This is a genomic window from Methylomonas sp. TEB, assembly GCF_047777895.1.
In the GTDB taxonomy this organism is placed as follows: domain Bacteria; phylum Pseudomonadota; class Gammaproteobacteria; order Methylococcales; family Methylomonadaceae; genus Methylomonas.
Window position 1 is genome coordinate 3,328,060 of record NZ_CP180476.1, and the last position, 26,056, is coordinate 3,354,115.

The 26,056-nt window shown below is 52.1% G+C and carries 17 protein-coding genes; 10 read left to right on the forward strand and 7 right to left on the reverse strand.

Translation table 11 applies throughout. From position 1 onward, the window contains the following. Positions 1-9 precede the first annotated feature (9 nt). Genes ACMXD4_RS14890 through ACMXD4_RS14925 form a run of 8 tightly spaced genes read left to right on the forward strand, consistent with a single transcriptional unit; the run spans position 10 to position 6,845 of the window. A complete protein-coding gene (locus tag ACMXD4_RS14890; protein WP_415878611.1) occupies positions 10-840 on the forward strand; it encodes a sterol desaturase family protein in 831 nt (276 codons plus the stop codon). 35 nt (positions 841-875) lie between these two features. Then, positions 876-1,832, forward strand: coding sequence for a protein-methionine-sulfoxide reductase catalytic subunit MsrP (gene msrP, locus ACMXD4_RS14895; protein ID WP_415878612.1), 957 nt, complete (start codon positions 876-878; stop codon positions 1,830-1,832). A 5-nt stretch (positions 1,833-1,837) separates the two neighbouring features. Continuing rightward, a complete protein-coding gene (locus ACMXD4_RS14900) occupies positions 1,838-2,473 on the forward strand; it encodes a sulfite oxidase heme-binding subunit YedZ (protein WP_415878613.1) in 636 nt (211 codons plus the stop codon). A 59-nt stretch (positions 2,474-2,532) separates the two neighbouring features. Further along, complete coding sequence (locus tag ACMXD4_RS14905; RefSeq protein ID WP_171694853.1) at positions 2,533-3,444, forward strand: TIGR01777 family oxidoreductase; 912 nt, start codon at positions 2,533-2,535, stop codon at positions 3,442-3,444. Positions 3,445-3,464: 20 nt separating this feature from the next. Further along, positions 3,465-3,974, forward strand: a complete 510-nt coding sequence (locus ACMXD4_RS14910; RefSeq protein ID WP_171694852.1) for a hypothetical protein — start codon at positions 3,465-3,467, stop codon at positions 3,972-3,974. A 4-nt stretch (positions 3,975-3,978) separates the two neighbouring features. Continuing rightward, positions 3,979-5,370 carry a cryptochrome/photolyase family protein gene (locus ACMXD4_RS14915; RefSeq protein ID WP_171694851.1) on the forward strand — a complete coding sequence of 464 codons (1,392 nt, stop codon included), beginning with the start codon at positions 3,979-3,981 and terminating at the stop codon, positions 5,368-5,370. A 3-nt stretch (positions 5,371-5,373) separates the two neighbouring features. Next, positions 5,374-5,892, forward strand: a complete 519-nt coding sequence (locus ACMXD4_RS14920) for a lipocalin family protein (protein WP_171694850.1) — start codon at positions 5,374-5,376, stop codon at positions 5,890-5,892. Positions 5,893-5,903: 11 nt separating this feature from the next. Next, positions 5,904-6,845, forward strand: coding sequence for a YbgA family protein (locus tag ACMXD4_RS14925; protein ID WP_171694849.1), 942 nt, complete (start codon positions 5,904-5,906; stop codon positions 6,843-6,845). Positions 6,846-6,848: 3 nt separating this feature from the next. On the opposite strand, the gene ACMXD4_RS14930 is transcribed toward ACMXD4_RS14925, so the two are convergent. From ACMXD4_RS14930 to ACMXD4_RS14960, 7 genes are all read right to left on the reverse strand, one after another. Further along, entirely contained in the window at positions 6,849-7,049 is a 201-nt protein-coding gene (locus ACMXD4_RS14930) for a hypothetical protein (protein ID WP_033156713.1), read from the reverse strand. A gap of 160 nt (positions 7,050-7,209) precedes the next feature. Further along, positions 7,210-9,708 (reverse strand): EAL domain-containing protein, encoded by a 2,499-nt coding sequence (locus ACMXD4_RS14935; RefSeq protein ID WP_415878614.1) that lies wholly within the window; start codon positions 9,706-9,708, stop codon positions 7,210-7,212. 16 nt (positions 9,709-9,724) lie between these two features. Beyond that, positions 9,725-12,028, reverse strand: coding sequence for a PAS domain S-box protein (locus ACMXD4_RS14940; protein WP_415878615.1), 2,304 nt, complete (start codon positions 12,026-12,028; stop codon positions 9,725-9,727). Positions 12,029-12,271: 243 nt separating this feature from the next. Continuing rightward, positions 12,272-14,452, reverse strand: coding sequence for an EAL domain-containing protein (locus ACMXD4_RS14945; RefSeq protein WP_415878616.1), 2,181 nt, complete (start codon positions 14,450-14,452; stop codon positions 12,272-12,274). Between the two features lie 17 nt (positions 14,453-14,469). Beyond that, complete coding sequence (locus tag ACMXD4_RS14950) at positions 14,470-16,323, reverse strand: ATP-binding protein (protein ID WP_171694845.1); 1,854 nt, start codon at positions 16,321-16,323, stop codon at positions 14,470-14,472. Between the two features lie 13 nt (positions 16,324-16,336). After that, complete coding sequence (locus tag ACMXD4_RS14955; protein WP_171694844.1) at positions 16,337-17,149, reverse strand: HDOD domain-containing protein; 813 nt, start codon at positions 17,147-17,149, stop codon at positions 16,337-16,339. Between the two features lie 42 nt (positions 17,150-17,191). After that, a complete protein-coding gene (locus ACMXD4_RS14960; RefSeq protein ID WP_415878617.1) occupies positions 17,192-18,124 on the reverse strand; it encodes a response regulator in 933 nt (310 codons plus the stop codon). 347 nt (positions 18,125-18,471) lie between these two features. Here ACMXD4_RS14960 and gspE point away from each other — a divergent pair, with 347 nt between their 5' ends. Both gspE and ACMXD4_RS14970 read left to right on the forward strand, forming a co-directional pair. Continuing rightward, positions 18,472-20,178, forward strand: a complete 1,707-nt coding sequence (gspE, locus tag ACMXD4_RS14965; RefSeq protein ID WP_415880835.1) for a type II secretion system ATPase GspE — start codon at positions 18,472-18,474, stop codon at positions 20,176-20,178. A 145-nt stretch (positions 20,179-20,323) separates the two neighbouring features. Next, the gene (locus ACMXD4_RS14970; protein WP_415878618.1) at positions 20,324-26,050 is read left to right on the forward strand and encodes an autotransporter-associated beta strand repeat-containing protein; all 5,727 of its coding nucleotides are present in this window, start codon (positions 20,324-20,326) and stop codon (positions 26,048-26,050) included. Positions 26,051-26,056: the final 6 nt, after the last annotated feature.

Here is a 26,056-nt window from a genome sequence, read left to right on the forward strand (position 1 = left end):
GGGACTTCCATGAACACCACTGCAAATAGCCAAGGCGACAGTAGCCTGTTTTTTAACGAAGCCTTATTCGGATTAGCGATACTGGCTTTCGTGCTATTGCTGGTCATAGAAAAAACCAAACCTTATCGGCCATTCCCGGCCAAAACCTATAAAGAGTCGTTTGTCACCAATACTACGGCTTTCTTGGTCAACAACTTAATCTTAACCGCGCTCCGAGCCTCATCCTTATTTCTGGTAGCGCAACAATTCGCCAGTTACGGCTTATTAAGCGGCCTGAGTAACGGTCCGCTTAAATGGATTCTGGCGTTTGCTTTTTTTGATTTGGCCATTTATCTGTGGCATTACGCCAGCCATCGGTCCGAGTACTTATGGCGCTTTCATAAAATTCACCATAGCGACAAATGCTTTAATGTTTCCACCGGTTTTAGGTTTCATGTTTTCGATTTATTTCTGGAAATAATTTACAAATGTATATTCGTGGTAGTAATCGGCGTGGATGCTTATCTAGTGCTTTCCATCGAAATTATCGAGTTATTTTTCATCTTTTTTCATCACGGCAACATTCGCGTCCCCAATGAAACCACCATATCCCAAATTATTATCACCCCTTCCCTGCACCGCACTCACCATTCCACTTTGCGTTCGGAACATGACAGCAATTACGGCATAGTGCTGGCGATTTGGGACCGGATGTTTGGAACCCGCAAGGAATTGGTACCCGCCAATATAGGATTGGATTTGATTGAAGCCGAGAATTTTATTCAATTGTTTTCTCTGGCATTTATTACCGAACGTAAAATCCGCCAATTGATGGGCTGGATTCCGAAAGGCAAAAAATAGTGGGACTTCTTCTATAAGTTACCGGTAATCTAGCCATGATTATAAAAACAATAAAAAATATCCCCGGCAGTGAAATTACCGATCCCCTGGTTTTTCAGCAACGCCGCACCCTCATCAAAGCGATGGCGGCGATGATGCTGACCGGCACCAGCATCCGCACCGGCTGGGCCGAAGACTCAAAACCGCTTTGGAGCGCCGTACCCAAAAGCCCGTTCTCAGCGCCTGAGTTAGTGGTGACGCCGGCTGCGGCCGCAAAAAATTACAATAACTACTACGAATTGGCCTTTAACAAAGAAGACCCCGCCAGTCTGGCCCAAAGCCTGCGCATAGATCCCTGGTCCGTGGAGATCGGCGGTGAAGTGGAAAAACCCGGTACCTACCAGTTGGAAGATATTCTGAGCAGGCACACCTTACAGGAATACATCTATCGTTTCCGGTGCGTCGAAGCATGGTCCATGGTAGTGCCCTGGGTGGGCTTTGCGCTGGGCGATTTGCTGAAAGCCGCCAAGCCTTTATCAAACGCCAAGTTCGTAAAGCTCACCTCGGTTCAACAACCGGACACCATGCCCAAGCAACGCGGCAAGGCCATGCTGGACTGGCCCTATGTCGAAGGTTTGCGTATTGACGAGGCCATGCATCCCTTGACCATACTGGCGGTTGGTATGTACGGCGACATTTTACCCAAGCAAAACGGCGCGCCGCTGCGTTTGGTAGTGCCCTGGAAATATGGCTTTAAAAGCATCAAGGCCGTCGTGAAAATAGAACTGCTGAGAAGACCGCCCATTAGCAGTTGGAACAAGTTTGCCCCCAACGAATACGGCTTTTACGCCAACGTCAATCCGGACGTACCGCATCCGCGTTGGAGCCAAAATAGCGAGCGACTATTGGGCAGCGGCTTTTTTACCCCGCGTCGGCAAACCGAATTATTTAACGGTTACGGCGAACAGGTCGCTCACCTGTATCGTGATATGGATTTGAGGCATTTTTTCTAATGATTATGCCAATTAATAATTTGCGGCCTTTAACCATCGCGGTTTCCATTATTCCGCTGCTTTGGATAGTGTTCGATATTGCCTTCGATAATCTTGGCCCAAATCAAATGCAAGCATTGCATATTCGTTTAGGCGATTGGGCCTTGCGATTTCTATGGATAACCTTAGCCATTACTCCCGTGCAAACCGTCACAAAATGGCGAGGCATGACTGAGTATCGGCAACTATTCGGTTTATTCGCTTTTTTTTACGCCAGCCTGCACGTCCTGGTTTATTTAACGGTAGACCAGGTTTTTGCCTGGCGAATGATCGGTATCGATATTCTCGAAAGCTCGTATATCTGGTTTGGATTAATTGCCTATATCATTGTTTTTTCACTGGGGATTACCTCTTCCAAAGCGTCCAAAAAACTCTTGGGCAAAAGCTGGAAAAAACTGCATCGATTTATTTACATAGCAGCCGGTGCGGCAATGATTCATTATTTCTGGCAGCTTAAAGGTAACCTGGCCGAGCCTTTATTCTATTTGCTCCTGATATTTATGCTGCTGGGTTTTCGCGCAGTAATCTGGATTAAAAACAAACAATTAAACCAAATGATGATTCCCAAAGGCCGTACTTCCATCGATACCGAAGCCGATTAAGCCAGCAATCCCATAGTCAGCGAAGCAGTTGGTTGTCAGTAGTTTCCGGAGCAGAACTTATGAATACAAACTCGATTTTAATCAGCGGCGGCACCGGCTTTCTGGGCAGTGCACTGGCCAAACAGCTTATACAAAAAGGCTATGCAGTGACGGTCCTGAGTCGTAGCCTCGAAAAAGTCGCCGCTACTTTCGGCAACAGCGTGCAAGCGGTCAGTTCCGTAGCCGATTTACCGGATGCCGCCACGTTTAAAGCGGTAGTCAATTTGGCGGGCGCCGGTATTTTCGACCAACGCTGGACGGAGGCGCGCAAGCAGTTGCTGCGCGATAGCCGGATTAAACTGACCGAGCAGTTGGTGGCCTGGATAGCCTCCTCGGCGCAGCCCGCGCCTGTGCTGGTAAGCGGTTCGGCTATCGGCATCTACGGCGATCAAGGCGATAAGTTTCTGACTGAAAATAGCGCGAGCATTGCCGATTTTTCCCAGCAGTTGTGCGCGGATTGGGAATCGGCAGCCTTAGCGGCGGAAAAATTCGGCAGCCGGGTCTGCCTAATACGCACCGGCTTGGTGCTGGGTGATAATGGTGGCATACTGAAACGCATGCTGTTGCCGTTTCGCTTGGGATTAGGCGGCCGCATGGGAAATGGCAAACAATGGATGTCCTGGATACATCTGCACGACTGGTTGGCTATCGTCGAATCGATGCTAGATCAACCGGCAATGCGCGGCCCATACAATGCCACAGCCCCAGAACCGGTCAGCAACCAACAATTCAGCGTCAGCTTGGCCAGCGTACTTCAGCGGCCACTGCTCCTGCCGCTGCCGGAAGCGCCCCTTAAATTATTGCTGGGCGAAATGGCGGCGCTAGTCTTGGGCAGCCAGCGCGTTCTGCCGGAGCGGTTACTGGCCCAGGGCTTTGCATTTAAATATTCACAGCTGGATACCGCATTGCGCGATATTTTGCATAAACCCTAGATATAAAAACGGGCATTCTTATGTTGATCGACAGTCTTTCCCTGCTATTTGCCTTTACCTCGTTCGTCACCTGGTACGAAGCGCTGTTGGTCGCGCTGGCATTGGGCACGCTGGTATTTTATCTGACGCCCTCACCCGCCCAGGAATGGGAAGAACGCACGCCGGCCACGCTGTATTTTTACCTGCAATGGAGCTGGCTGGGTTATCTGCGCTTAAAAGATGCGTTTTACCCGTTTTTTATCCTGTACAACGCCGTATTGTTTTTCATCGACTACCGAATTAACGAAGGCAACTTCACCGTCGCCAGCTGGGTGACCATCCATATTATTATGGCGATGCCGCTGATTTACTGGACCGGCGCCGTGTGGCGTTGCTCCGACAAAGGCGCCAGCAGAGTTTGGGCCGCCTTGGCGCGACTGATGACGGTAGCGGCATATTTCGATTTGCTGCTGCGCTGGGTGATTTATCAGTATTACCCCAATATTCTGTTTAATTGCCAACAAATGATTATTCATTGGGGCGACTGTTGAGCCGATGGCAAAAAAAACCTACAAAACCTCGCTGTTCATTTTCCGCCGCGATTTACGCCTGGAAGATAACACCGCTCTGAACGCCGCACTAAACCAGTCCGGGCAAGTCATTGCCTGCTTTATCTTCGATCCCCGGCAAATCCAAACCCATCCTTACCAAAGCACGCCGGGCTTGCAATTCATGCTGGAGTCGCTGAGCGATTTGCAGCAACAACTGCAACAGCAAGGCGCCCTGCTGTACATTTTCAACGCTCAGCCGGCGCATCTGCTCCAGCCTTTGCAGCAGGACTTAGGCATCGAAGCGGTATTTGTCAATCGCGACTACAGCCCGTTCAGCCGGCAACGGGACAACGAGCTGCGCGAACAATGCGAAACACTGCATCTGGCTTTTCACAGCCAAGCCGATCTGCTACTGACCGAACCCGAGCAAGGTTTAAGAAGCAACGGCAAGCCTTATCAGGTATTCACCGCATTTCACCGGCAAGCCCGGCTCCAGCCGGTATCGGCTCCGCAAGGCTTGGCAGCGGGTAAACTATCGGCAAAAGCCTATGCCGGACACAAACCGGAAGTAATACAGCAGCTGCAGCAGCCGCACCACAATGCATTGCCCGGTGGCAGGCAAGCGGCGTTGGCGCGATTAGCCATCATCGGCAACTGCAAAAACTACCTTGCCGTTCGCGATTTTCCGGCCATGGCCGCCACCAGCCAGCTCTCAGCCTATTTAAAATTCGGCTGTTGCTCGGTACGCGAGGCTTTTTACAGCATCCAAGCCGAACTTGATCCCGAACATCCCTTGCTCCGGCAGTTGTATTGGCGGGATTTTTTCACCCATATCGGCTTTTATTTTCCGCATGTATTCGGTCACGCCTTTGACAGGCGTTACGACGGTTTGCTGTGGCGCAACGGCCAAGAAGATTTTTGGGCCTGGGCCAACGGCCAAACCGGCTTTCCGATTGTGGACGCGGCCATGCGCGAATTGAACCAAACCGGCTGGATGCATAACCGCTTGCGGATGATCGTTGCATCGTTTTTGGTCAAGGATTTACACGTATCCTGGCGCTGGGGCGAACGCTATTTCGCGCAACGCTTGCTGGATTACGACCCTTGCGTCAACAACGGCAACTGGCAATGGGCAGCGTCCACAGGCTGCGATGCGCAACCGTATTTCCGGATCTTCAATCCCTGGCTACAGCAGAAAAAGTTCGATCCACAATGTGTGTATATCAAGACCTGGATTCCGGAGTTGCAACGCTTCCCGGCAGAAGTCATCCACAAATGGGAAAAGCATCCGCAAGCCGGCGACTACCCTCGACCAAAAGTTGACCACGGCTTACAAAGCCAGCTAATCAAAGCCCAATTCAAAGCCCTGGGCAATACCACGGCGCCAGCGGAGTAAACCATGCGTTATCTACCCATACTGTTATTCAGCTTGCTATGCGCCTGCACCGGCATCCCGGAAGGCGTGAAAGTGATAGACGGCTTCGAATTGAACCGCTATCTGGGCACCTGGTACGAAATCGCCCGCCTCGATCACAGCTTCGAGCGCGGCCTGACCGACATCAGCGCCGAATACAGCCTGCGCGATGACGACGGCGTCAAAGTGTTAAACAGCGGCTACGACGCCGAGCGAGGCCAACGAAAAATCGCCGAAGGCAAAGCTTACTTTATTGACAAACCAGAGATCGGCCGCCTGAAAGTCTCTTTCTTCGGACCGTTTTACGGGGCGTATAACATCATTGCATTGGATAAAACCGCTTACCGCTATGTGATGATCGCCGGCCCGGATCGCGATTATTTATGGATACTGGCCCGCAGCCCGGAGCTGGAACCGAGCATCCAAAAAGATTTAATAGAACAAGCCAAAACCCTGGGTTTTGCCACTGACAAACTGATTTTTGACCAACACCCCAAGCAATAACAGGATTAAGTATGCAGAAAATTTCGGTGGGCATCAGCGCCTGTTTGTTAGGCCAAGAAGTGCGCTACGACGGCGCGCACAAATATCACAGCTACATCGAACGCACGCTGGGCCAATACTTCGAATTTAGAGCATTCTGTCCGGAAGTCGAAGCCGGTTTGGGCATCCCCCGCCCCTGCGTACAGTTGCGGGAAACCGCGGACGGCATTCGTTGCGTCGGCGTGAAGGACCATAGTTTCGACGTGACGGACCGCTTGGAACAGGCCTCCGCCCGGCAACATGATTGGCTGGGCGGCTTGTGCGGCTACATTCTGAAAAAAGATTCGCCCAGCTGTGGCATGACCCGCGTCAAAATTTATAAAAACGACATCCCCGCGCGGCAAGGCACCGGCATTTTTGCCGACTATTTACAGCGCACTTTCCCTAGCCTGCCGGTGGAAGAAGAAGGCCGGCTGGGTGATCCGGGCCTGCGGGAAAACTTTATCCAGCGCGTATTTGTGATGCGCCGCTGGCGGGACTTATGCGAGCAGGGTTTAACAGCGCATGGTTTGATTACCTTTCACAGCCGGCATAAATTGATCGCGATGAGCCACGAGCAAAACCAGGCCCGCGAGCTGGGAAGAATTATTGCCGGCGTCACTAACGCAGATATTGAAAACACCGCCGCTGCCTATATCGGAGCCTTGATGACTTGTCTGAAAATCGTCGCCACCCGCGGCAACCATGTTAATGTCTTGCAACACATCCAGGGCTATTTAAAGCACAAGCTGGACAGCGACGACAAACAGGAACTGGTGGAAACCATCGAAAACTATCGGATTGGTTTATTGCCGTTGATTGTGCCGCTCACCCTGCTCCGCCATCATTTCCGCAGAGAGCCGGATGACTTTATCGACAACTCCTATTACATGCTGCCGCATCCGGCGGAATTGTCGTTGCTGAACAGTATTTAGCGGCTACTTGAGTTGCTGCCGTTCGCGCTGATAGGCGTCGTAACTTTGCCGCCGTTCGCAATCGTTGGCCATGGCTTTTTGGCACTGCAATTGCCCGGCGTTCTGCAGCACATGATAACCAAGCCGCTGCGGCCAATCCGCACTGCAAGCGCTGCACAAGCCCAACACCCAGGGCACACAGCTTATGGCTTTGATTCTTCGCATAATCCCGCCTCCACGTCCTCTGTATAAAAGACCCCTAGTTTAATCCTTGCCGCAAAAACGGTGGTGCCTGTCAGCAAGATATTGGAACTGCTGCCTCACCCAAGAGAGCTGTATCCCTAAATCATCTTTACAAGTTGCTGGTTTTTGTTAAATTTTAATTTCAAGGTTGATCGTTTGAGGTATTCGGAAGGTAGGTCTTAAAACCGGAATTAATAAAATTCTGTTGAAATTGTTCCGCACTCACGGGTCTGCTAAACATGTAGCCCTGCAGCGAATCGCATTTTTGCTCAGTTAGAAAGGATAATTGACCCTTGGTTTCCACCCCTTCGACCACGACAGACAAGTTAAGCTCATGGGCCAGAGCAGTGATGGCCCGGACAAGGGTTTTACTGCCGTCGTCGCCAGGAAGATCAATCACAAAGGATCGATCTATTTTGACGCTTTGTATCGGAAATCGGCGCAGGTAGGTCAAGCTGGAATAACCTGTACCAAAATCGTCGATGCTGAGCCGCACCCCAAGCCCTTGAAACTGATGCAATACCTGCAGCGTGTTCTCGGGATCCTGCATAATTGCCGATTCGGTGATTTCAAGTTCCAGGGCGCTGGGATTAAGGCCGGTTTCGGCCAAGGTTCGTTTTACTGTTTGAAACAGGTTGGTATCGAGGAATTGGCGCGCCGATACGTTCACGGCTACACCGCCGAATGGCCCATCATTTTCAATCCAGGTTTTGGCTTGTAAACAGGCCTCACGCAACACCCAGGCACCAATAGGCACGATCAGTCCGGTTTCTTCCGCCACGGTAATGAATCGGTCCGGATACACCAAGCCCCATTCCGGATGCTGCCAACGCACCAGCGCTTCCGCGCTGACCACCACGCCGCTGCCGGTACAGACCTGAGGCTGATAATGCAGCCGTAATTCATCATGGGCTAAGGCATGCCTCAGGCCCCGTTCCACCTTCATGCGTTCGATCGATTTTTCAGTCATTTCCAGGGTATAAAACTGAAAGTTGTTTTTACCACGGTCTTTGGCCAAATACATGGCCGTGTCGGCGTTCATTAACAGCGAATGACTGTCCTTGCCGTCGTCGGGATGAATACTGATACCAATGCTGGCGGTGACCACAAGATCATTGCCTTCCAAGGTAAACGGCTGGGTGAGGATGTCCAGGGTCTTTTGAGCAATTCTGGCTACATCGTCGATTTGGTTGATGTCACTCAACAACACGATAAACTCGTCACCGCCCAACCGAGCCAGAATATCGTTCGAGCGCACCGAGGCTCTCAGGCGGTCGCTGACGGCTTGCAGCAATAAATCGCCCAAGCGATGGCCCAGCGTATCGTTGATCAACTTGAAGCGATCCAAATCCAGATACATCACGGCCAATTTACGGTTATGTCTTTGACCGGTCGATAATGCTTGAGTAAGGCGGTTATGAAACTGGTCGCGATTCAGTAGCCCGGTCAAGGGGTCGTGATTGGCCAGATAGATCAATTGCTGTTCGGCGTATTTACGGTTGGAAATATTCTGAATTTGCACAATGAAATACTGCGGCTCGCCGCCGGCAGTGCGAACCAGCGAGGCGCTGATCATAGTCCAAATGGTCTTGCCGACCATTTTATGAAGGCACTCCACCTCGATCTGAAACGTCGGCAGTACGTCGGTTACCAATTGCCGCAAGTAAAGGTTTATTACTTTATCATGATGGTCTGCATGCGTGAGTATTTGCAGATTGGAGCCCAGCAACTCATCCCGCGTGTAACCAAAAATTTCACAGAGGGCATTATTGACTTGCAGGAAACTGCCGTCCAGGGCTATCAGCGCCATGCCGATAGCGGCCAATTCGAATGAGCTATGGAAACGTTCTTCGCTTTCCCGCAGTAAATGTTCCATTTGCCGACGGGCGGTGATGTCCCGAAATACCATCACAGCACCCAACAAGGTTCCATCGTCATCGAGTATCGGGGCGGCGCCGTCGTCCACCGGAATTTCCACTCCTGACTGACTAACGAACAAAGTGGGGCAGTCAATGCCGGTCACGGTCCGATTCTGTAATGTACTGAGGACCGGGTTTTCAATGACACTGCGGCTCGACTCAGCTATCAGCGTCATGAGTTCGCTGACCCGTTTACCTTTGGCCTGTTCCAGACTGTGTTCCGTTATCGTTTCGGCCACCGGATTCATAAACCGGATGACCCCTTCAGCGTCGGTGGCAATGACGGCGTCACTGATACAGTGCAGGGTTTTGCCAAACCACTGTTCGCTCTCCTTCAGCTTGCGTTCCAGCTGATACTTATACAAAGCGACTTCGATGGAAGCGTGCAGTTCATCCGGCCGGAACGGCTTGATCAAATAGCCGTATGCGCCTGTGGCTTTCGCGCGCAACAAGGTAGCCGGGTCGCTATAAGCCGTCAGAAAAATCACGGGAATATGCAGAGACTCAGCTATGGCATGCGCCGCGCTGATACCGTCCATCTCGCCTTTCAACACAATATCCATCATGACTAAATCGGGCTTATGCTCATTGGCCAGCGTAATGGCTTGGCCTCCCGAAAAAGCAGTCGCGACCACCTCATAACCGAAGCCTTCCAACTGCCTACGAATATCCATGGCAATAATGCCTTCATCCTCGACGATCATAATTCTACTGGCTAACATGCGGAGCCCCTCCCGCTTAACAAGTTTTAGTAAAACGCAGAGTAAAGGTGGATCCGTTTGTCCGATCCAGGCTCATCTGTCCCATGAGTTGATTGGTCAAGGTATCAACCAATTGCAGACCCAGCGAGCTGCTTTTTTTGAAATCCATTTCGCTGGGAAGGCCGATGCCGTTATCGGAGATTATCAGGATGTATTCGCCTTGCTCCTGTGTGAAAGCGATGCCGATTTCGCCGCGCCGATCTCCGGGAAATGCGTACTTAATGGCGTTGGACAGTAATTCGTTGATGATCAGGCCGCAAGGTATCGCGGTATCGACATCGAGAAACACATTGTCTATCTTCATGTTGAGCTTGAGTTTGTCGGAACACGCGCCATAGCCGAACAGCAAATTGTCGGATAGGCTACGAATGTATTCGTTGAAATCTATCCTGGCCAAGTCTTTGGATTGATAAAGTTTTTCGTGTAACAAAGCCATGGCTTTGATGCGATCAGCACTTTGTTTGAGTAAATCGGCGGTCTCCGGACTCGTTACATTGCCGGCTTGGAGGTTGATCAGACTGGACACCACCTGTAGGTTATTCTTGACCCGGTGATAGACCTCCTTAAGCAGCATTTCTTTCTCGTTGAGGGTTTGTTTCAGCTTATCGTGGGCACTCTGGCGCTCGGTAATATCAACGATGGAGCTGAGGACGATGATGCCATTATCGTCGTCGATCAGACCCAGGCCGATTTCGACCGGAAATTCGGTGCCGTCCTTGCGTAGCCCGTACAGATCGCGTCCGGCTCCCATCGGCCTCGAAACCGGATCGGCTAGGTAGGCCCGGCGGAAACCGACATGTCCGTCGCGAAATCGCTCGGGAATCAACATCTCCACCATTTGCCCGATCAGTTCGGTTCGCGCGTAACCGAAGGAGGCTTCCGTTTGCGCATTCACCATCACGATGGTGCCGGACTCATTCACCATCACGATGGCATTCGGCGCCGACTCCACCGCTTGCCGGAATCGTTGTTCCAGGCGCTTGCGCTCGGTAATGTCGACGATCGAGCTGAGCACCAGGGTTTCTTCATGGCTTTCGATCAGACCCAGGCCGATTTCGACCGGAAATTCGGTACCGTCCTTGCGTAGCCCGTACAGATCGCGTCCGGCCCCCATAGGCCTCGAAACCGGATCGGCAAGGTAAGCCCGGCGGAAACCGATATGTGCGCCGCGAAAACGTTCCGGAATCAACATCTCCACCCTCTGCCCGATCAGTTCGGTTCGCGCGTAACCGAACGATGCTTCCGTTTGCGCATTCACCATAACAATGGTGCCGGACTCATTCACCATCACGATGGCATTCGGCGCCGACTCCACTGCTTGCCGCAACCGCTCCTCACGTTGTTTATGTTCGGAAATATTGTCATGGATTACGATAAGCCGGGCTAAGTTCTGGTCGGGAAACAGGATGACTTTCCCTGCAAACCAAAGCTGACCGGAACCGGTACAATAAGGATATTCAAGCGAAAAGCGGGATAAAGTGCCGTTCAAAACCGACCTAATCCCCTCTGCGAACACCTTTCCGCCTCTATCGTTGGTCAGCCCGGTGTCCAGCAGGGCCAGATAATTCTGTCCGGTTTGAAGGCTGGCTTTATCCCCGGTGTATGCCTGATCGAAATCAAGCCAAGGCCTGCTGACTTTCAAGATATTGGCCGCGTCATCCAACACACAGTATTGTTTTGATAAGGAATCCAATATGGCGCCGTTAAAATGTTCGGGGTTGTGCGCTGTATCTTGCCGGCCCAAGTCGGCCGGCAAGGCTTGGGCAGTGGGTTTTTCCAGGATGTCGGACCGGCTTTTTTCCTTGTGTCTGCGCGCCAAGGCTGCACCGACTTGGCGAGCAAGAAGCTTGAGGCCCGCAAGTTGATTGACGCTTAACTCGCGCTGTACGACGTCGAACACACAAAGCGCACCTAATGCTTCACCAGTGGGAATTAGAATCGGGCTGCCCGCATAGAAACGGATATGCGGCTCGGACACCACTAGGGGATTGGCCGCGAAGCGACTGTCATGCTCGAGATGCGGTACAACCAACACATCCGGGCGTAATAGGGTTGGTGTGCCGAATCCGCAGTCTCTGGATTGTTCGTTGGCCGCTATGCCCTTTTTGGCTTTGAACCACTCGCGGTCATTATCGACCAGTGTGATCACCGCAAAAGGCGTATCACACATTAGTGCCGCCAGCCGGACAATGTCGTCAAAGTTTGATTCGGGGGGCGTGTCGAGGATGCAGCATTCGTGCAGCTTTTGTATCCGCAGAGTTTCAGCTTTCGATTCAAGCATAGCGAGTACCCCACCTCGGTTTAGACACTAGGGCTAATCATAATCTATAATTCAAAGTCAGGTGCTAATGTCAGTAAGGTAAAAATAGTCTCCTGGGGAGCGCGCCGGCAGTCCGCCGAATGGCATTCATTATCGGTTTTTGTGCTACAAAAAACTTTTGTTTGCCAAAGTTACGCGGCTTATTTCATGATCATTAGATGAAAAATCCCGTTATCCGCGAATAAGCGAAATTGGCTGTCCCGGTCAGTTGGTTTTTTTCAGCAGTTGCTCCACTTCCGAAGCCGGCAACGGTCGACTAAAGAAATAACCCTGAATTTCATCGCAGCCATTCCGCGCCAAAAAATCCATCTGTGCCTGTGTTTCAACCCCTTCGGCTACCACTTTAAGTTTAAAGTTGTGCGCCATCGCAATAATGGTCAACACTAATGTAACATCGCCCTCTCCCAACGGAATATCGTTGATAAATGCCTTGTCTATTTTAAGATTATCGAAGGGAAATCGTTTTAAGTAACTCAAACTTGAATAACCCGTACCAAAATCGTCCATGGAAATGCGAATGCCGATATTCTTTAGCCGGGTCAAAGTAATGGCTACATTATCCGGGTCTTGCATCACCGCGCCTTCGGTTATCTCTAAATCCAGAAAACTCGCGTCCAATCCACTTTGTTGTAAAACACGGGTAATAGTTTGATCAAACGTGGGGCTATGCAACTGTTTGGGTGAAACATTGATCGCCATATTGATGGCGGGTAGTCCCGCCAACTGCCAAGCTTTAGCTTGCAAACAGGCCGTATGCAACACCCATTCGCCTATCGGCAGAATCAAGCCGGTATCTTCCGTCAATGGAATGAAGTGATCGGGGGGAATCAAGCCCTTTTCCGGATGGTTCCAGCGCAGCAAAGCCTCCATACCGCTAATTTGTTCACTATGCAAATCGAACTTGGGTTGATAACAGACGACAAATTGCTCCAATCGTAAAGCCTGGCGCAAGTCTTCCTCCAGCATCAAACGCTGCATAAGGCGTTGGTTAAACGCTTGAGTATAAAAACTAAAGCTATTCCTACCCTTATCCTTAGCGTCATACATGGCGGTATCCGCATGCTGAAGCAGGGTCTCTTTGTCCGCCCCGTCTGCAGGATAAAAACTGATGCCGATACTTACCGCCCCATGCAGGGTGTGCCCATTCAGCTGTAGAGGCTGCGAGATTTCGGTAATGATTCGCGCCGCGATCAAAGCAGCATCATCGGTTTTAGCGATGCTTGGACATACACAGACAAATTCATCGCCGCCATATCGCGCTACGCTATCGCAAGCTCGGACGCAATTCAGCAGTCGCCCGGCAATGATTTTTAGGAACTCATCCCCCACCGAATGTCCCATCGTGTCATTGATGACTTTAAAGTCATCGAGATCCATAAAAAACAGGCAGAATACTTTGTGCTCGCGTTGCGCGGTACTGATGGCGTTATTTAGACGATCATTAAGAAGATTGCGATTGACCAGCCCGGTTAGATCATCATAGTTGGCTCGATATTCCAACTGTGCCTGGTTGGATTTGAATTCGGTAATATCGTCGACGATGGCGACAAAGTGCGTCACTTCATCGTTGGCGTTTTTGATTGGCGCGATAGCCAGTTCATTCCAGAACAACGAGCCATCCTTGCGATAATTACGGATAACGGCATAGCCGGTTGTCTTCCGGCGAATTGCAATTCGGAGACTCTCCAAGCCAGGCTGATCATGATCCTCGCCCAGCAGAAACGAAAGGTTACGGCCAAGTACTTCCGCTTTGTCGTAACCGGTAATGCGTTGAAACGCCGGGTTGGCATAAACCAGGGGATTGCCGGCTTGTCTGGCATCGGTAATGGTGATGCCATTGCGTGCGGCTTCAATGGCTTGATTGTGGAGCAACAGGGTTTTATTGGCTTGCGCCAGCTCTGCTGTACGTTGTTCGACTTTTTCTTCCAGATGTTCGTTGATGGCTTTCAGTGCATCGTTCTGTTGCCGGATGATAGCCGATAAGCGTTCCTGTTCTTCACGCAAACGTTTTTCTTGCAGTGCGTTATGAATCAATAGTTTTAATTCTTCGCCATTCCAGGGTTTCGTGCAATAACTGTAAATCCGGCCTTTGTTGACTGCTTGGATAGTCGATTCTAAATCGGCATAGCCTGTTAACAAGATACGCACGGTATCGGGCCATCGCTCAAATGCTTGAGCGAAAAATTCGGCGCCGCTCATTGTCGGCATCTGCATATCGCAAACAACTATATCAACGGTATGCTCGCGCAAAACCGTCAAGCCCTCCGCACCGCCCTCCGCAAGATAAAGCGTGTAATTTTCATGCCGAAACAGTCGATGCAAGGCTTTGAGCACATTGGTGTCATCATCGACAAACAGTAAAGCCGCCCGCCGATCATTAGTCATTGGTGATGGCGGCAAATTCATAAGTCGACCGGCTGTTCTTTTTTTGGCAATACCACGCGAAAGGTGGTGCCTTCGCCGATCCGGCTGTCTACCTTAATTTCGCCCTGGTGCTTTTTAACGATGCTGTAGGAAACGGACAGTCCTAATCCCGTTCCTTTGCCCACCGGTTTAGTGGTAAAGAAAGGGTCGAAAATTTTATTGGCGTGCTCGGGCAAAATACCTTGCCCCGTATCGCTGACCTCAACCCAAAGGGTGCCGTTTTCGCTGCCGGTACGGATGGTGATCGTACCTTCCTTTTCAATGGCGTGGGCGGCGTTGACCAGCAAATTCATAAATACTTGATTCAACTGATGCGGCAAACACCAGGCATGCGGGATGTCCCCGTATGCTTTGACCACACGGGCTTTGTATTTGATTTCGTTATTGACGATATTCAGTGTGCTATCCAAGCAGTCGTGCAAATTCGTCCATTGCCAGTCGTCGGCACCGCCAGCATGCGAAAAATCCTTGAGATCCTGAACGATTTTTTTGACGCGCGACGCCCCCTCGTGAGACTCAACCAATAAATCGAGCACATCGGTTTTTAAAAAAACCAGATCGATTTGCTGCTTGAAATCCTGAATTTGCCGAAGTTGTTCGCCGTCGGCGCATTCCCCCTCAGTTTTTTCATATTTTTCCACCAAGGCCAGCAAATCTTCCACGTAGGTTTTCAATGAAGTGAGATTGGAGTTGATATAGCCGATAGGATTGTTGATTTCATGCGCGACGCCCGCCGCCAATTGGCCGATAGAAGACATTTTTTCGGACTGTACCAATTGCTGCTGGACTTCTTGTATGGTGTCGAGGGCTGTCTGTAATTCCTGATTGCGCTGTTTCAGCAAGTCTTCGGCATTTTTATGCTGGGTAATATCCACAGTGATGCCGTCGATGCGTACCGGTGAGCCGGCATCATCGCAAACGGCGCACATGCGATGAAACAACCAACGAAGCCCGCCATCGGGGCGGTGAATACGATAGATGACTTTCTGGATACTGTTAGTCTTTAAATCGGCCAGACTGGCTTCCACCTGCTTTCTATCAGTCGGATCAATAATATTCAGCCATAACTGCGGATCGTTTAAAAAATCCTCGACCGGCCGACCGGATACCTCAGTGGCGGCCTTGTTGAGATACAGCAATTTCATCGTGACCGGCTCCATCGACCAGACCACGCTATCCAGTGAATTTAAAATGTCGTTAAGGCGTTTTTCCGACTCATTCAAGCGTTTGTGAGCCTCTATTAATTGCTGGTTGGCATTGGCATAGCGTTGATTTGCGTTGGCAAGCTGCTGGATGCGCTTGCGTTGATCACCATGTAACCTAATGTTGTCGATCACGAGCGTGATCGGATTAACTAATTTTTGTCCGTGGTCTAAATCCGCTCCCGTGTAACTACACTCATCGTTAAAACTGTTGACCGATAATGCGCCAATCAAGCGCTGGCCTATCTGCAATGGCCAGCACATGGAGGCAACCGGTATGCGGGTTTTGGTTTTGGGTGGGTAGCGGAGAAAGCGCGAGTCTTTATTGATGTCGCCCTTGATCAATAGCGCCTGCTGGTTGGCCAATACCCAAGCTATCACGCCGTTGCCATTGGGTATCGCGCTGCCGACACATTCCTCAGGCAAACCGAGCGCAGCGACTATGGTTAAACAGCTGCTGTCTTCGCCTTCATACAAGACTAATGAGCCGGTATCGGCTCTAAATCCCTCTACAATATGACGCAGTAATTTTTCGAATATCTTGTTTGTATCTTCTTCAAACGCATCGGATTGCCCTAATTGGTAGAGGTTATAAATCCAGTCCCATTGTTGCGATTCAGTTAATAACATAATGCTCCCGAATTTATAGACTGGCGACGACCTGATTGGCGAATTGTTGACTAGAATTAGCCCAGTCTATGGCTTGGTCAAGAGGAATGTTCAGCATCTCAAGTATCTGCACAATAGACTCCGGATACTCAAAAGCCTGGTCGTCGCGTTGTGTGGCAAGTACCAGAAAATTGGCCATATGGATCATCAATTCTAACGATTTCCCTTCATCTTGCCCGCGTGGGATTTCGTGCTGTTCGATAGCATGCTGAATCGCCATCGGTAAATTCCAATGCTTTGCGACATTGCAGCCGATCTCCGCATGATCAAACCCCAAAACGCGCCGTTCCGCTTCAATTCGATTGAGATGTTGCCCCGTAGTAATACGGCTGAAATCGTCTGGAAATAACAAAACAATGGCCAGCAGCCCGATGTCATGCAGCAATCCCGCCGTAAAAGCAATATCCTGATCCATACCGGTATGAATCGCCAATTGTCGAGCACACTCCGCGACTGCCATGCTGTGATGCCAAAACTGTGAGTAGTCGAAATCTTGGCGGTCCAACCGAAACAGGTTCATAAAACCAAGGCCTAACAACAGGTTTTTTACCCGGTTAAGTCCCAACACCACCACCGCTTCCTGCAAAGAACCAATTTCTCGAGACCTACCGTAAAAAGGCGAATTGGCGACGCGCAAAATGCGTACCGCCATGTGTGGGTCTTGACTAATTTTGTTGGCGAGATTGGACAAGTTTTGCTTGTCGGCCGTGAACTGCAAGGCATCCATGATTACGGTGGGTAAGGACGGCAAATCAGCCAGCAGGGTCGCTTGGGATTTCGTATTCATGTCGGCAAACTCCACCTCTGTACTTTTCTGAGACAGTCAAGGTTATGTCTTGACTGACGAAAGCGCCACTATAGTGCCTTTTGATTGACTAAGTTCACCCATTGGGCTTATCCACACGTACAGGGTCTTACTATTGCCTAAATCTAAGCAGCTGCCGTTAAATTCTGCCGCAGTTTCAGAATCCTTGGTTTGCTGTAATACATGCAATAAGGGGGCGGGCAAAACACTCTCTGCTTGCAGGCCAAGCAAGCATTCGTTGGGATAACGCTGGAATAGCGAGTCCGCAAGTCGATTGGAAGAGGCGATCATGTGTTGTTCATCAAGGCCAAGAATAGCCAACGGCAAATGTTCAAGTATTTCCTGAGATATTTCCAGCATTTTGATGTTGTGTACGATTTCACGGGTTTTTTGCATCACTTGTTGTTCCAAACTTTGATTAAGTCTGGCAAGTAAATCGTTTGAATGTTGGAGCTCTCGAGTCAGCCGTTGATTTTCCTGTTCCATTTCATGATATTCAAACGCTTCGCGAACGTTCTTACGCAGCAACTCGTCATCCCACGGCTTAGTCATAAATCGGTAAATCGCCCCTTCATTGATGGCGCCAGTCACCGATTCAAGATCGGTAAAGCCGGATAACACCACCCGTACGGTTTTTGGATAGAGCTCTTTAACTTTGCGCAAAAATTCCACACCGCTCATCTTAGGCATACGCTGATCGGATATGATCAGGGCTATTTTATGATCGACAAGTAAATCAAGCGCTTCTTCCGCACCATTGGCAGTGAGTATGCTGTAGCCATCTCTGCGCAACGTACGTTTCAGCGCATTAATAATGTTCGGTTCGTCGTCGACCAATAGCAACGTTCTAGGGGGGTGAGTACTTTCTGCCATAGCCGTATATTTACGTTTTGTTGAGCTTGTCATGGATTGTATCGGCAATACCCGTTTGGTCAAACGCTTCAAATGATCTGACATCTGAATTTATATAAGGATGGCTACAGACATTTGCTTTTGACAAAGGTGCTGGCAGATATAGGGGCGATGGCAAGCTATTGGGGCTTGCCATCATGATCAACCTACCAAGCAATTGATCAGTATTTAACCGTAAACTCACCATGGTGCGATCTGACAAAAGCGGGAACCCAAGGGCGTCAAAATCCCCAACACTCGCCACCCCAAAAACAAGAAACTGTTCGAGCAGCGCCTCATTCCCTCTCTAACGCGGCGCAAGAGTCACCATCCCATAAACAATTACTGCCGGACTGAGTGGAAAATCGCTACAATGCGCCCGAGTTCTGCAAGTTTAGGCTGATACAGTGAACATGGAAACCGTGGAAAACCCCGAAAAATACGCCGCCTTTCTCAGCTTGTTAAAAAGGAAAGGTAAGCTCTCCGACAGCGATTTGAGTAAAGTCCGCCGCATGCAAAAATCGGCATTGGACGACTCCGTGCCGCAACTGCTGATCAAACTGGGTTTGTGTTCGGACAGCGACATCGCCGGCAGCTTCGCCGAAGCCAGCGGGATTGCTCGCGTAGGTCCGGCACAGTACCCGCCGCAAACGCCGCTGCCAGATAGCGTTTCGCAGCGTTTTTTAAAGCAATACCATGCCGTAGGTCTGGCGGCGGACGACGAGCAGATCCAAGTCGCGGTGATGGACCCGGAAGATGACTATGTGACGCAAGCTTTGCAGCTCGCCACCGGCAAACTTATTAAATTGCAAATCGGCCAGCTTTCGGAAATAGACGCCGCGTTGGAATTGCAATACGGCGAAGGCAAGTCGCAAATGGACAAGCTGATGGACAACCTCAATGTCGAGGAAGAAGGCAGCGAAGACCTTGAACATCTGAAAGACCTGGCCAGCGAAGCGCCCATCATCAAGATGGTGAACTTCATCCTGCAAAAAGCCGTGGAAAGCCGCGCTTCCGACGTGCATATCGAGCCCTTCGAACAAAGTCTGAAAGTGCGCCTTCGCATCGACGGCGTATTGCAAGACATCGACTCGCCGCCGGTCGCCTCCACCGCCGCCGTGCTGTCGCGGATCAAGATCATGGCCAAGCTCAATATCGCCGAACGCCGCCTGCCGCAGGACGGCCGCATCAAACTGCAAATGATAGGCAAGGAGCTGGATTTGCGGGTTTCCACCATCCCTACCCTGCACGGCGAAAGCGTGGTGATCCGCTTGCTGGACAAGGAAAACGCGGTATTGGATTTCGAAACCCTGGGTTTCGTCGGCAAACAGGCTGAACGTTTCATGGAAGTGCTGGCCCAACCGCATGGCATTTTGCTGATCACCGGCCCGACCGGTAGCGGTAAATCCACCTCGTTGTATGCCGCATTAAAAACCCTGAACACCTCCGAGCGCAAGATTATCACGGTCGAAGATCCGGTGGAATATCAGCTGGAAGGCATCAACCAGATTCAAGCCAAACCGCAGATCGGTTTAACCTTCGCTTCGGCCTTGCGCTCCATCGTCCGCCAAGACCCGGACGTGATCATGATCGGCGAGATGCGCGACCTGGAAACCGCAAAAATTGCCGTGCAATCGGCGCTGACCGGTCACTTGGTGCTGTCCACCCTGCACACCAACGACGCCGCCGCCGGCGTCACCCGCTTGCAGGACATGGGCCTGGAAGAATACCTGCTCAGCTCTACCATCAACGGCATTCTGGCCCAGCGCTTGGTGCGCCGCCTCTGTCCGCACTGCAAACAAGCCCACCCGGCCTCGGACACGCTGATCGAAGAAATGAAACTTAGACAGTGGCAACCTACCGGCGAAATCCTGCTTCACAAACCGGTCGGCTGTCCCACCTGTAACGGCATCGGCTATAAAGGCCGACTGGCGATCATCGAATTTTTGACGATGACCGACACGATCCGCAAGCAAATCATGAAACACGAAGAAGCTTTCGTGATCCAGCAAACCGCGATCCAGGAAGGCATGCAAACCATGTACGAAGACGGCGTCGGCAAAGCCTTGCAGGGTATCACCACCTTAGAAGAGGTATTAAGGGTAACGACCGAAGCTTGAGCTGTTTAATCGGCGCCCGACAACAAACTTTCGTTGATCTAAACCTAGAAAGGCTTTGAATAACAAAGCCAACATACCGCATAACAAATAGCGTCAAGTGGAATATGACTAAAACCCACTTTTTAATCAACATCATGGATTCAAGATGTGCCAATCGCCAGCCGAGTCTGCAAATAATCCAACGATAGCCAAACGACGTTCGCGCAACGTCGGCGCCGATGCCTCTTGCGCTTTCTCGGCGTTGCTGATCGGATTTTTTTCAACTGCCGAAGCTGCCGTTTGTACCTGGCAAGGTGGTGATGATATTTGGTCTACGCCCGCTAACTGGTCATGTGCCGCAAGCCCCGGAGCGGCCGATGATGCGGCTATCAATGTCGGCCAAAATGTGGCTCTTGATATTTCGCCCACTGTGGCAAATTTCAGTATGGCGCATGCCGGGGCGACTTTGAGCGGTGCCGGCACATTATCCTCAACCAACGACTTTGATATGCAAGCCGGCACGGTCAGTGCGATATTGGGCGGTAGTGTCGGATTGACCAAAACTACTGCCGGCACCGTGACACTCAGCGGGGCGAATACCTACACCGGCAACACCCAAGTAAATGCCGGCACGTTAGCCTTGGGCGCCGGCGATGTGCTTGCCAATGCCTCGAGTCTGGTCGTCAACGGCGGCACTTTTGATTTGGGTGCAAACAGCGACACCGTCGCCGGCGTGCAATTACTGTCCGGTTCGATTACCGGCACCGGCACTTTGACGTCTACCAGCACGTTTGATGTGCAATCAGGCACGGTCAGCGCGGCGTTGGGCGGCAGCGTGGGCTTGAATAAAACCACCGCCGGCAGCGTGACGCTCAGCGGGACGAATACCTACACCGGCAACACCCAAGTCAATGCCGGCACGTTGGCCTTGGGCGCCAGTGACGTGCTCGCCAATACCTCCAGCCTAATCGTCAACGGCGGCACTTTCGATCTGGGCGCAAACAGCGACACCGTCGCCGGCGTGCAATTACTGTCCGGTTCGATTACCGGCTCCGGCACTCTGACGTCTACCAGCACGTTTGATGTGCAATCCGGCACGATCAGTGCGGCGTTGGGCGGCAGCGTGGGCTTGAGTAAAACCACCGCTGGTACCGTGACGCTAAGCGGCAACAATACTTACACCGGCACCACCCAAGTCAACGCCGGCACGTTGACCTTGGGCGCCGGCGATGTGCTCGCCAATGCCTCGAGTCTGATCGTCAACGGCGGCACTTTCGATCTGGGTGCGAACAACGACACCGTCGCCGGCGTGCAATTACTGTCCGGTTCGATTACCGGCACAGGCACGTTAACGTCTACCAGCACATTTGATGTGCAAGCCGGCACGATCAGCGCCAAGCTAGGCGGCAGCGTCGGCCTAAACAAAACCACCGCCGGCACCGTGACGCTGAGCGGCGCCAATACCTACACCGGCAACACCCAAGTCAGTGCCGGCACGTTGGCTTTGGGTGCCAGTGACGTGCTTGCCAACACCTCCAGCTTGATCGTCAACGGCGGCACCTTTGATCTAGGCGCAAACAGCGACACCGTCGCCGGGGTGCAATTACTGTCCGGTTCGATTACCGGCACAGGCACGTTAACGTCTACCAGCACATTTGATGTGCAAGCCGGCACGATCAGCGCCAAGCTAGGCGGCAGCGTCGGCCTAAACAAAACCACCGCCGGCACCGTGACGCTGAGCGGCGCCAATACCTACACCGGCAACACCCAAGTCAGTGCCGGCACGTTGGCTTTGGGTGCCAGTGACGTGCTTGCCAACACCTCCAGCTTGATCGTCAACGGCGGCACTTTCGATTTGGGTGGGAACAACGACACCGTCGCCGGTGTGCAATTACTGTCCGGTTCGATTACCGGCACCGGTGCGTTAACGTCAACCAGCGACTTTGATATGCAAGCCGGCACGATCAGCGCGGCGTTGGGCGGCAGTGTGGGCTTGAGTAAAACCAACGCCGGCACCGTGACCCTGAGCGGGACCAATACTTACACCGGCAACACCCAAGTCAATGCCGGCACGTTGGCCTTGGGCGCCAGTGACGTGCTCGCCAATACCTCCAGCCTAATCGTCAACGGCGGCACTTTCGATCTGGGCGCAAACAGCGACACCGTCGCCGGCGTGCAATTACTGTCCGGTTCGATTACCGGCTCCGGCACTCTGACGTCTACCAGCACGTTTGATGTGCAATCCGGCACGGTCAGCGCGGTATTGGGCGGCAGCGTCGGATTGACCAAAACTACTGCCGGCACCGTGACACTCAGCGGGGCGAATACCTACACCGGCAACACCCAAGTCAGCGCCGGCACGTTGGCCTTGGGTGCCGGCGATGTGCTTGCCAACACCTCCAGCTTGATCGTCAACGGCGGCACCTTTGATCTAGGCGCAAACAACGACACCGTCGCCGGCGTGCAATTACTGTCCGGTTCGATTACCGGCACCGGCACTCTGACGTCTACCAGCACGTTTGATGTGCAATCCGGCACGGTCAGCGCGGTATTGGGCGGCAGCGTCGGATTGACCAAAACTACTGCCGGCACCGTGACACTCAGCGGGGCGAATACCTACACCGGCAACACCCAAGTCAGCGCCGGCACGTTGGCCTTGGGTGCCGGCGATGTGCTTGCCAACACCTCCAGCTTGATCGTCAACGGCGGCACCTTTGATCTAGGCGCAAACAGCGACACCGTCGCCGGGGTGCAATTAACGTCCGGTTCGATTACCGGCACCGGCACCTTGACTTCGAACAGCGCGTTTGATGTGCAATCAGGCACGGTCAGCGCGGCGTTGGGCGGCAGCGTGGGCTTGAACAAAACCACCGCAGGTACCGTGACGCTAAGCGGCAGCAATACTTACACCGGCACCACCCAAGTTAGCGCCGGCACATTGGCCTTGAGTGCCAGTGACGCGCTTGCCAATACATCCAGTCTGGTCGTCAACGGCGGTACCTTTGCTCTGGGCAGCCATAACGACACGGTGGCTGGCGTACGACTGCTGTCGGGATCTATCACCGGCACCGGCACCTTGACCTCGAACAGTGCGTTCGATCTTCAATCCGGCACAGTCAGCGCCAATTTGGGTGGTGGCGCGGGTTTGAACAAAACCACTTCGGGTACGGTGACCTTGAGCGGCACTAACAGCTACACCGGTAACACACTGGTAGATGCCGGCGTATTGAATTTTACCGGCAGCAATACCCACTCCGGCAATTTCACCGGCAACGGTACCTTGCAATTCGGCGCAGGCACGCAACAATTCAATGCCGGCACCAACCTTGGCACAGCCAATATCACTTTTAGCGGTGGGACCAATCTAGTCAACGCCGGCGTTGCGCTAACGGCCACCGATGCGGTGTTTAGCGGAGGGACAACTACTATCGCCGGCGATTATTCGGTAAGCAATTCCACGACGGTATCCGGCGGCACCGTCAATTTTTCGTCCGCGGCGACCAAGCAGCTCAATCTGGGTAGCACTTTTACCATAAACAACGGCACCGTCAATTTACAGCACACCAGCACCGAGGTGAGTCGTTACGTGCAGACTGGCGGCATATTATCGGGCCCTGGCGAATTAAGAGTGCAATCCGCAGTGCTTTCCGGGGGCGAGATGCGCGGCCCAGGTAGCTTGATTATCAGCGGCTCGGGAGGCTCCGCCAGCGACTTATTGCTGAACGGCAATTTCATCCTCAACAATCAATCGACGGTCATTAATTCCGGCAATGTGCGCGTGACCAGCAATGCCTCGTTTATCGGCAACGGCACTTACCGGCAAACAGCGGGCACTACCCGGGTAGATGGGGTTTGGAGTCAGGCTTTGACCGACATACAAGCCGGCAGCTTTGGCGGCAACGGCAGTGTCAGCGGTCCGCTCATCAACAATGGCACGGTCGGCATCGCCGGTTCGCACCTGACTTTTAACGGCCCGGTATCCGGCAGCGGTTCTTACGCCGGCATCGTGGACATAAACAACAGTTTCTCGCCGGGGCCGGGTGCCAATGGGCAAGGGATAGCGGCCATTGACGCCGCATCGGCTGATTTGATTTTCCGCCAATCCAGCAGCTTGAATTTGGAATTGGGTGGGGTAAACGGACAGTTGGTAACCGATTCGATTACTGCGCGCAGCATCGATCTTCAAGGCGCAAAGCTTAACTTACAACGCTTGGCCAGCCAGCCTAACTTCTCGCCGCAACAGGCTTTTTCGCAGTCTGTGCTGTTGCAAACCACCAGCGGCAGCATCTCCGGAAATTTTAACCAAAGCATTACCTGTCCGGAAGGCTCCAGCGATATGTTTATATTTTCCAAGCAGGAAAAGCAGTTTTTGCTGACCATGGTGCCCAGATTGCCCAATCTGGTTCCCGCCGACGTGCAATCCTTGGCCAACGCCTTACAGCAAATAGACTGCAGTGCCTCAACCCCAACTAATCTGCAGAATCTATTGAACGGCTTGAAACCCTTTTTAGCAAACGGTAACGCCGATGCCAGCAAAGTAGACCAATTCATCAGCGCGTTGCGGCAAATCAGCCCTGGCCAAATCGCGGCGGAACAAACCGTATCGAACCAAATAGCCAAATTGCAGACCGGCAACATCACTCAGCGACTCGTCACCCTGAGGTCCGCAAGCGTCGGCGCCGGTTCCGCTTCAAGTTTCAAGTCGTCCCCCACGTTCAACACACCGGTAAGCAGTTCAATGGCTATCGGCAGCGCTCCGGGCATCCTCAGTGCGCCCAGCTCAGCCAACAATATCAGCTCGCCGAATGCGTCAAGCAGCATAAACACGCCTAGTAGTACACCCAGTGCGCCCACCAGTTCAGCCAGTTCGCCCAGTTTAGGCAGCTCACCCAACACACCCAGTTCTAACGCTATCAGCATTCAGGCTTCAACGCCGGAAAAAGACGGTCAATCCTCATCCAATGCTCCCTCCTCGGTCAGTATTTCCTTAAGCACGGATAACGACGGCAACGGCACCGATCTTATCTCCGGCTTCAGCAATTTGGGCTTATTCATTAACGGCCAATTCGAATGGGCTGATAGAACCGCGACGGTCGTTCAACGCGGTTATGCGTCCACGATGTCCGCCGTCACTGCCGGTGCCGACTATCGCTTGAGCAAACGGCTACTCTTGGGTTTGTCTGCCGGCTACGGCAGCAGCACGGCCCTGATTTCCCAACAGGGCGGCAGCCAAAGCATAGACGGGTACACCTTATCAGCCTTCGGCTCGTTAAACCTGACCGATAACTGGTACGTTGATCTGGTCAACAACCTGACTTATAACCAATACGATTCCAAACGTGTCACACTTTATAACGACGCCAACGGCACAGCGATTAATGAAACGGCATCCAGCCAAACCGATGGCTGGCAAAATCGCACCAGCCTCAGCAGCGGTTACGACATAGCGGTAAAAGAATGGACATTCGGCCTTAGAGGCCGCACGGAATACGGTTACAACTTTGTCAACGGCCGCAAGGAACAAGGTGCAGGTTTAGGCATGAACATGATAGTCGGCGAGCTGGACAACGAGTCGTTGAGCAGCAGTATCGGCGCGATGGTCTCGCATGCGCTGAGCACGCCGGTGGGCGTGCTGGTTTCGCAAGTGAATGTCGAGTGGGAGCATCAGTGGTTCAACAAAAACTCCTTGATTACCACCCGCTTCGTCGATTCGCCTAACAATGCCTTTACCACCAACAGTTTTAGCGTCGATAAGGACTACATCAATCTGCGCGCCGGTTTATCCGCCCAACTGCCGTTTGGCGGCTCGGCGTTCGTGCAATACGACACCACCTTCGGCCAGGAATACGTTTCCCGCCACGCCTTTAATGTCGGGATACGCATGGAGTTTTGAGATACG

Coding starts and splice junctions, on each gene's coding strand:
- ACMXD4_RS14890 (WP_415878611.1), top strand. CDS start 10: ATGAACACCACTGCAAATAGCCAAGGCGACAGTAGCCTGTTTTTTAAC.
- msrP (WP_415878612.1), top strand. CDS start 876: ATGATTATAAAAACAATAAAAAATATCCCCGGCAGTGAAATTACCGAT.
- ACMXD4_RS14900 (WP_415878613.1), top strand. CDS start 1,838: ATGCCAATTAATAATTTGCGGCCTTTAACCATCGCGGTTTCCATTATT.
- ACMXD4_RS14905 (WP_171694853.1), top strand. CDS start 2,533: ATGAATACAAACTCGATTTTAATCAGCGGCGGCACCGGCTTTCTGGGC.
- ACMXD4_RS14910 (WP_171694852.1), top strand. CDS start 3,465: ATGTTGATCGACAGTCTTTCCCTGCTATTTGCCTTTACCTCGTTCGTC.
- ACMXD4_RS14915 (WP_171694851.1), top strand. CDS start 3,979: ATGGCAAAAAAAACCTACAAAACCTCGCTGTTCATTTTCCGCCGCGAT.
- ACMXD4_RS14920 (WP_171694850.1), top strand. CDS start 5,374: ATGCGTTATCTACCCATACTGTTATTCAGCTTGCTATGCGCCTGCACC.
- ACMXD4_RS14925 (WP_171694849.1), top strand. CDS start 5,904: ATGCAGAAAATTTCGGTGGGCATCAGCGCCTGTTTGTTAGGCCAAGAA.
- ACMXD4_RS14930 (WP_033156713.1), bottom strand. CDS start 7,049: ATGCGAAGAATCAAAGCCATAAGCTGTGTGCCCTGGGTGTTGGGCTTG.
- ACMXD4_RS14935 (WP_415878614.1), bottom strand. CDS start 9,708: ATGTTAGCCAGTAGAATTATGATCGTCGAGGATGAAGGCATTATTGCC.
- ACMXD4_RS14940 (WP_415878615.1), bottom strand. CDS start 12,028: ATGCTTGAATCGAAAGCTGAAACTCTGCGGATACAAAAGCTGCACGAA.
- ACMXD4_RS14945 (WP_415878616.1), bottom strand. CDS start 14,452: ATGACTAATGATCGGCGGGCGGCTTTACTGTTTGTCGATGATGACACC.
- ACMXD4_RS14950 (WP_171694845.1), bottom strand. CDS start 16,323: ATGTTATTAACTGAATCGCAACAATGGGACTGGATTTATAACCTCTAC.
- ACMXD4_RS14955 (WP_171694844.1), bottom strand. CDS start 17,149: ATGAATACGAAATCCCAAGCGACCCTGCTGGCTGATTTGCCGTCCTTA.
- ACMXD4_RS14960 (WP_415878617.1), bottom strand. CDS start 18,124: ATGTCAGATCATTTGAAGCGTTTGACCAAACGGGTATTGCCGATACAA.
- gspE (WP_415880835.1), top strand. CDS start 18,472: ATGGAAACCGTGGAAAACCCCGAAAAATACGCCGCCTTTCTCAGCTTG.
- ACMXD4_RS14970 (WP_415878618.1), top strand. CDS start 20,324: ATGTGCCAATCGCCAGCCGAGTCTGCAAATAATCCAACGATAGCCAAA.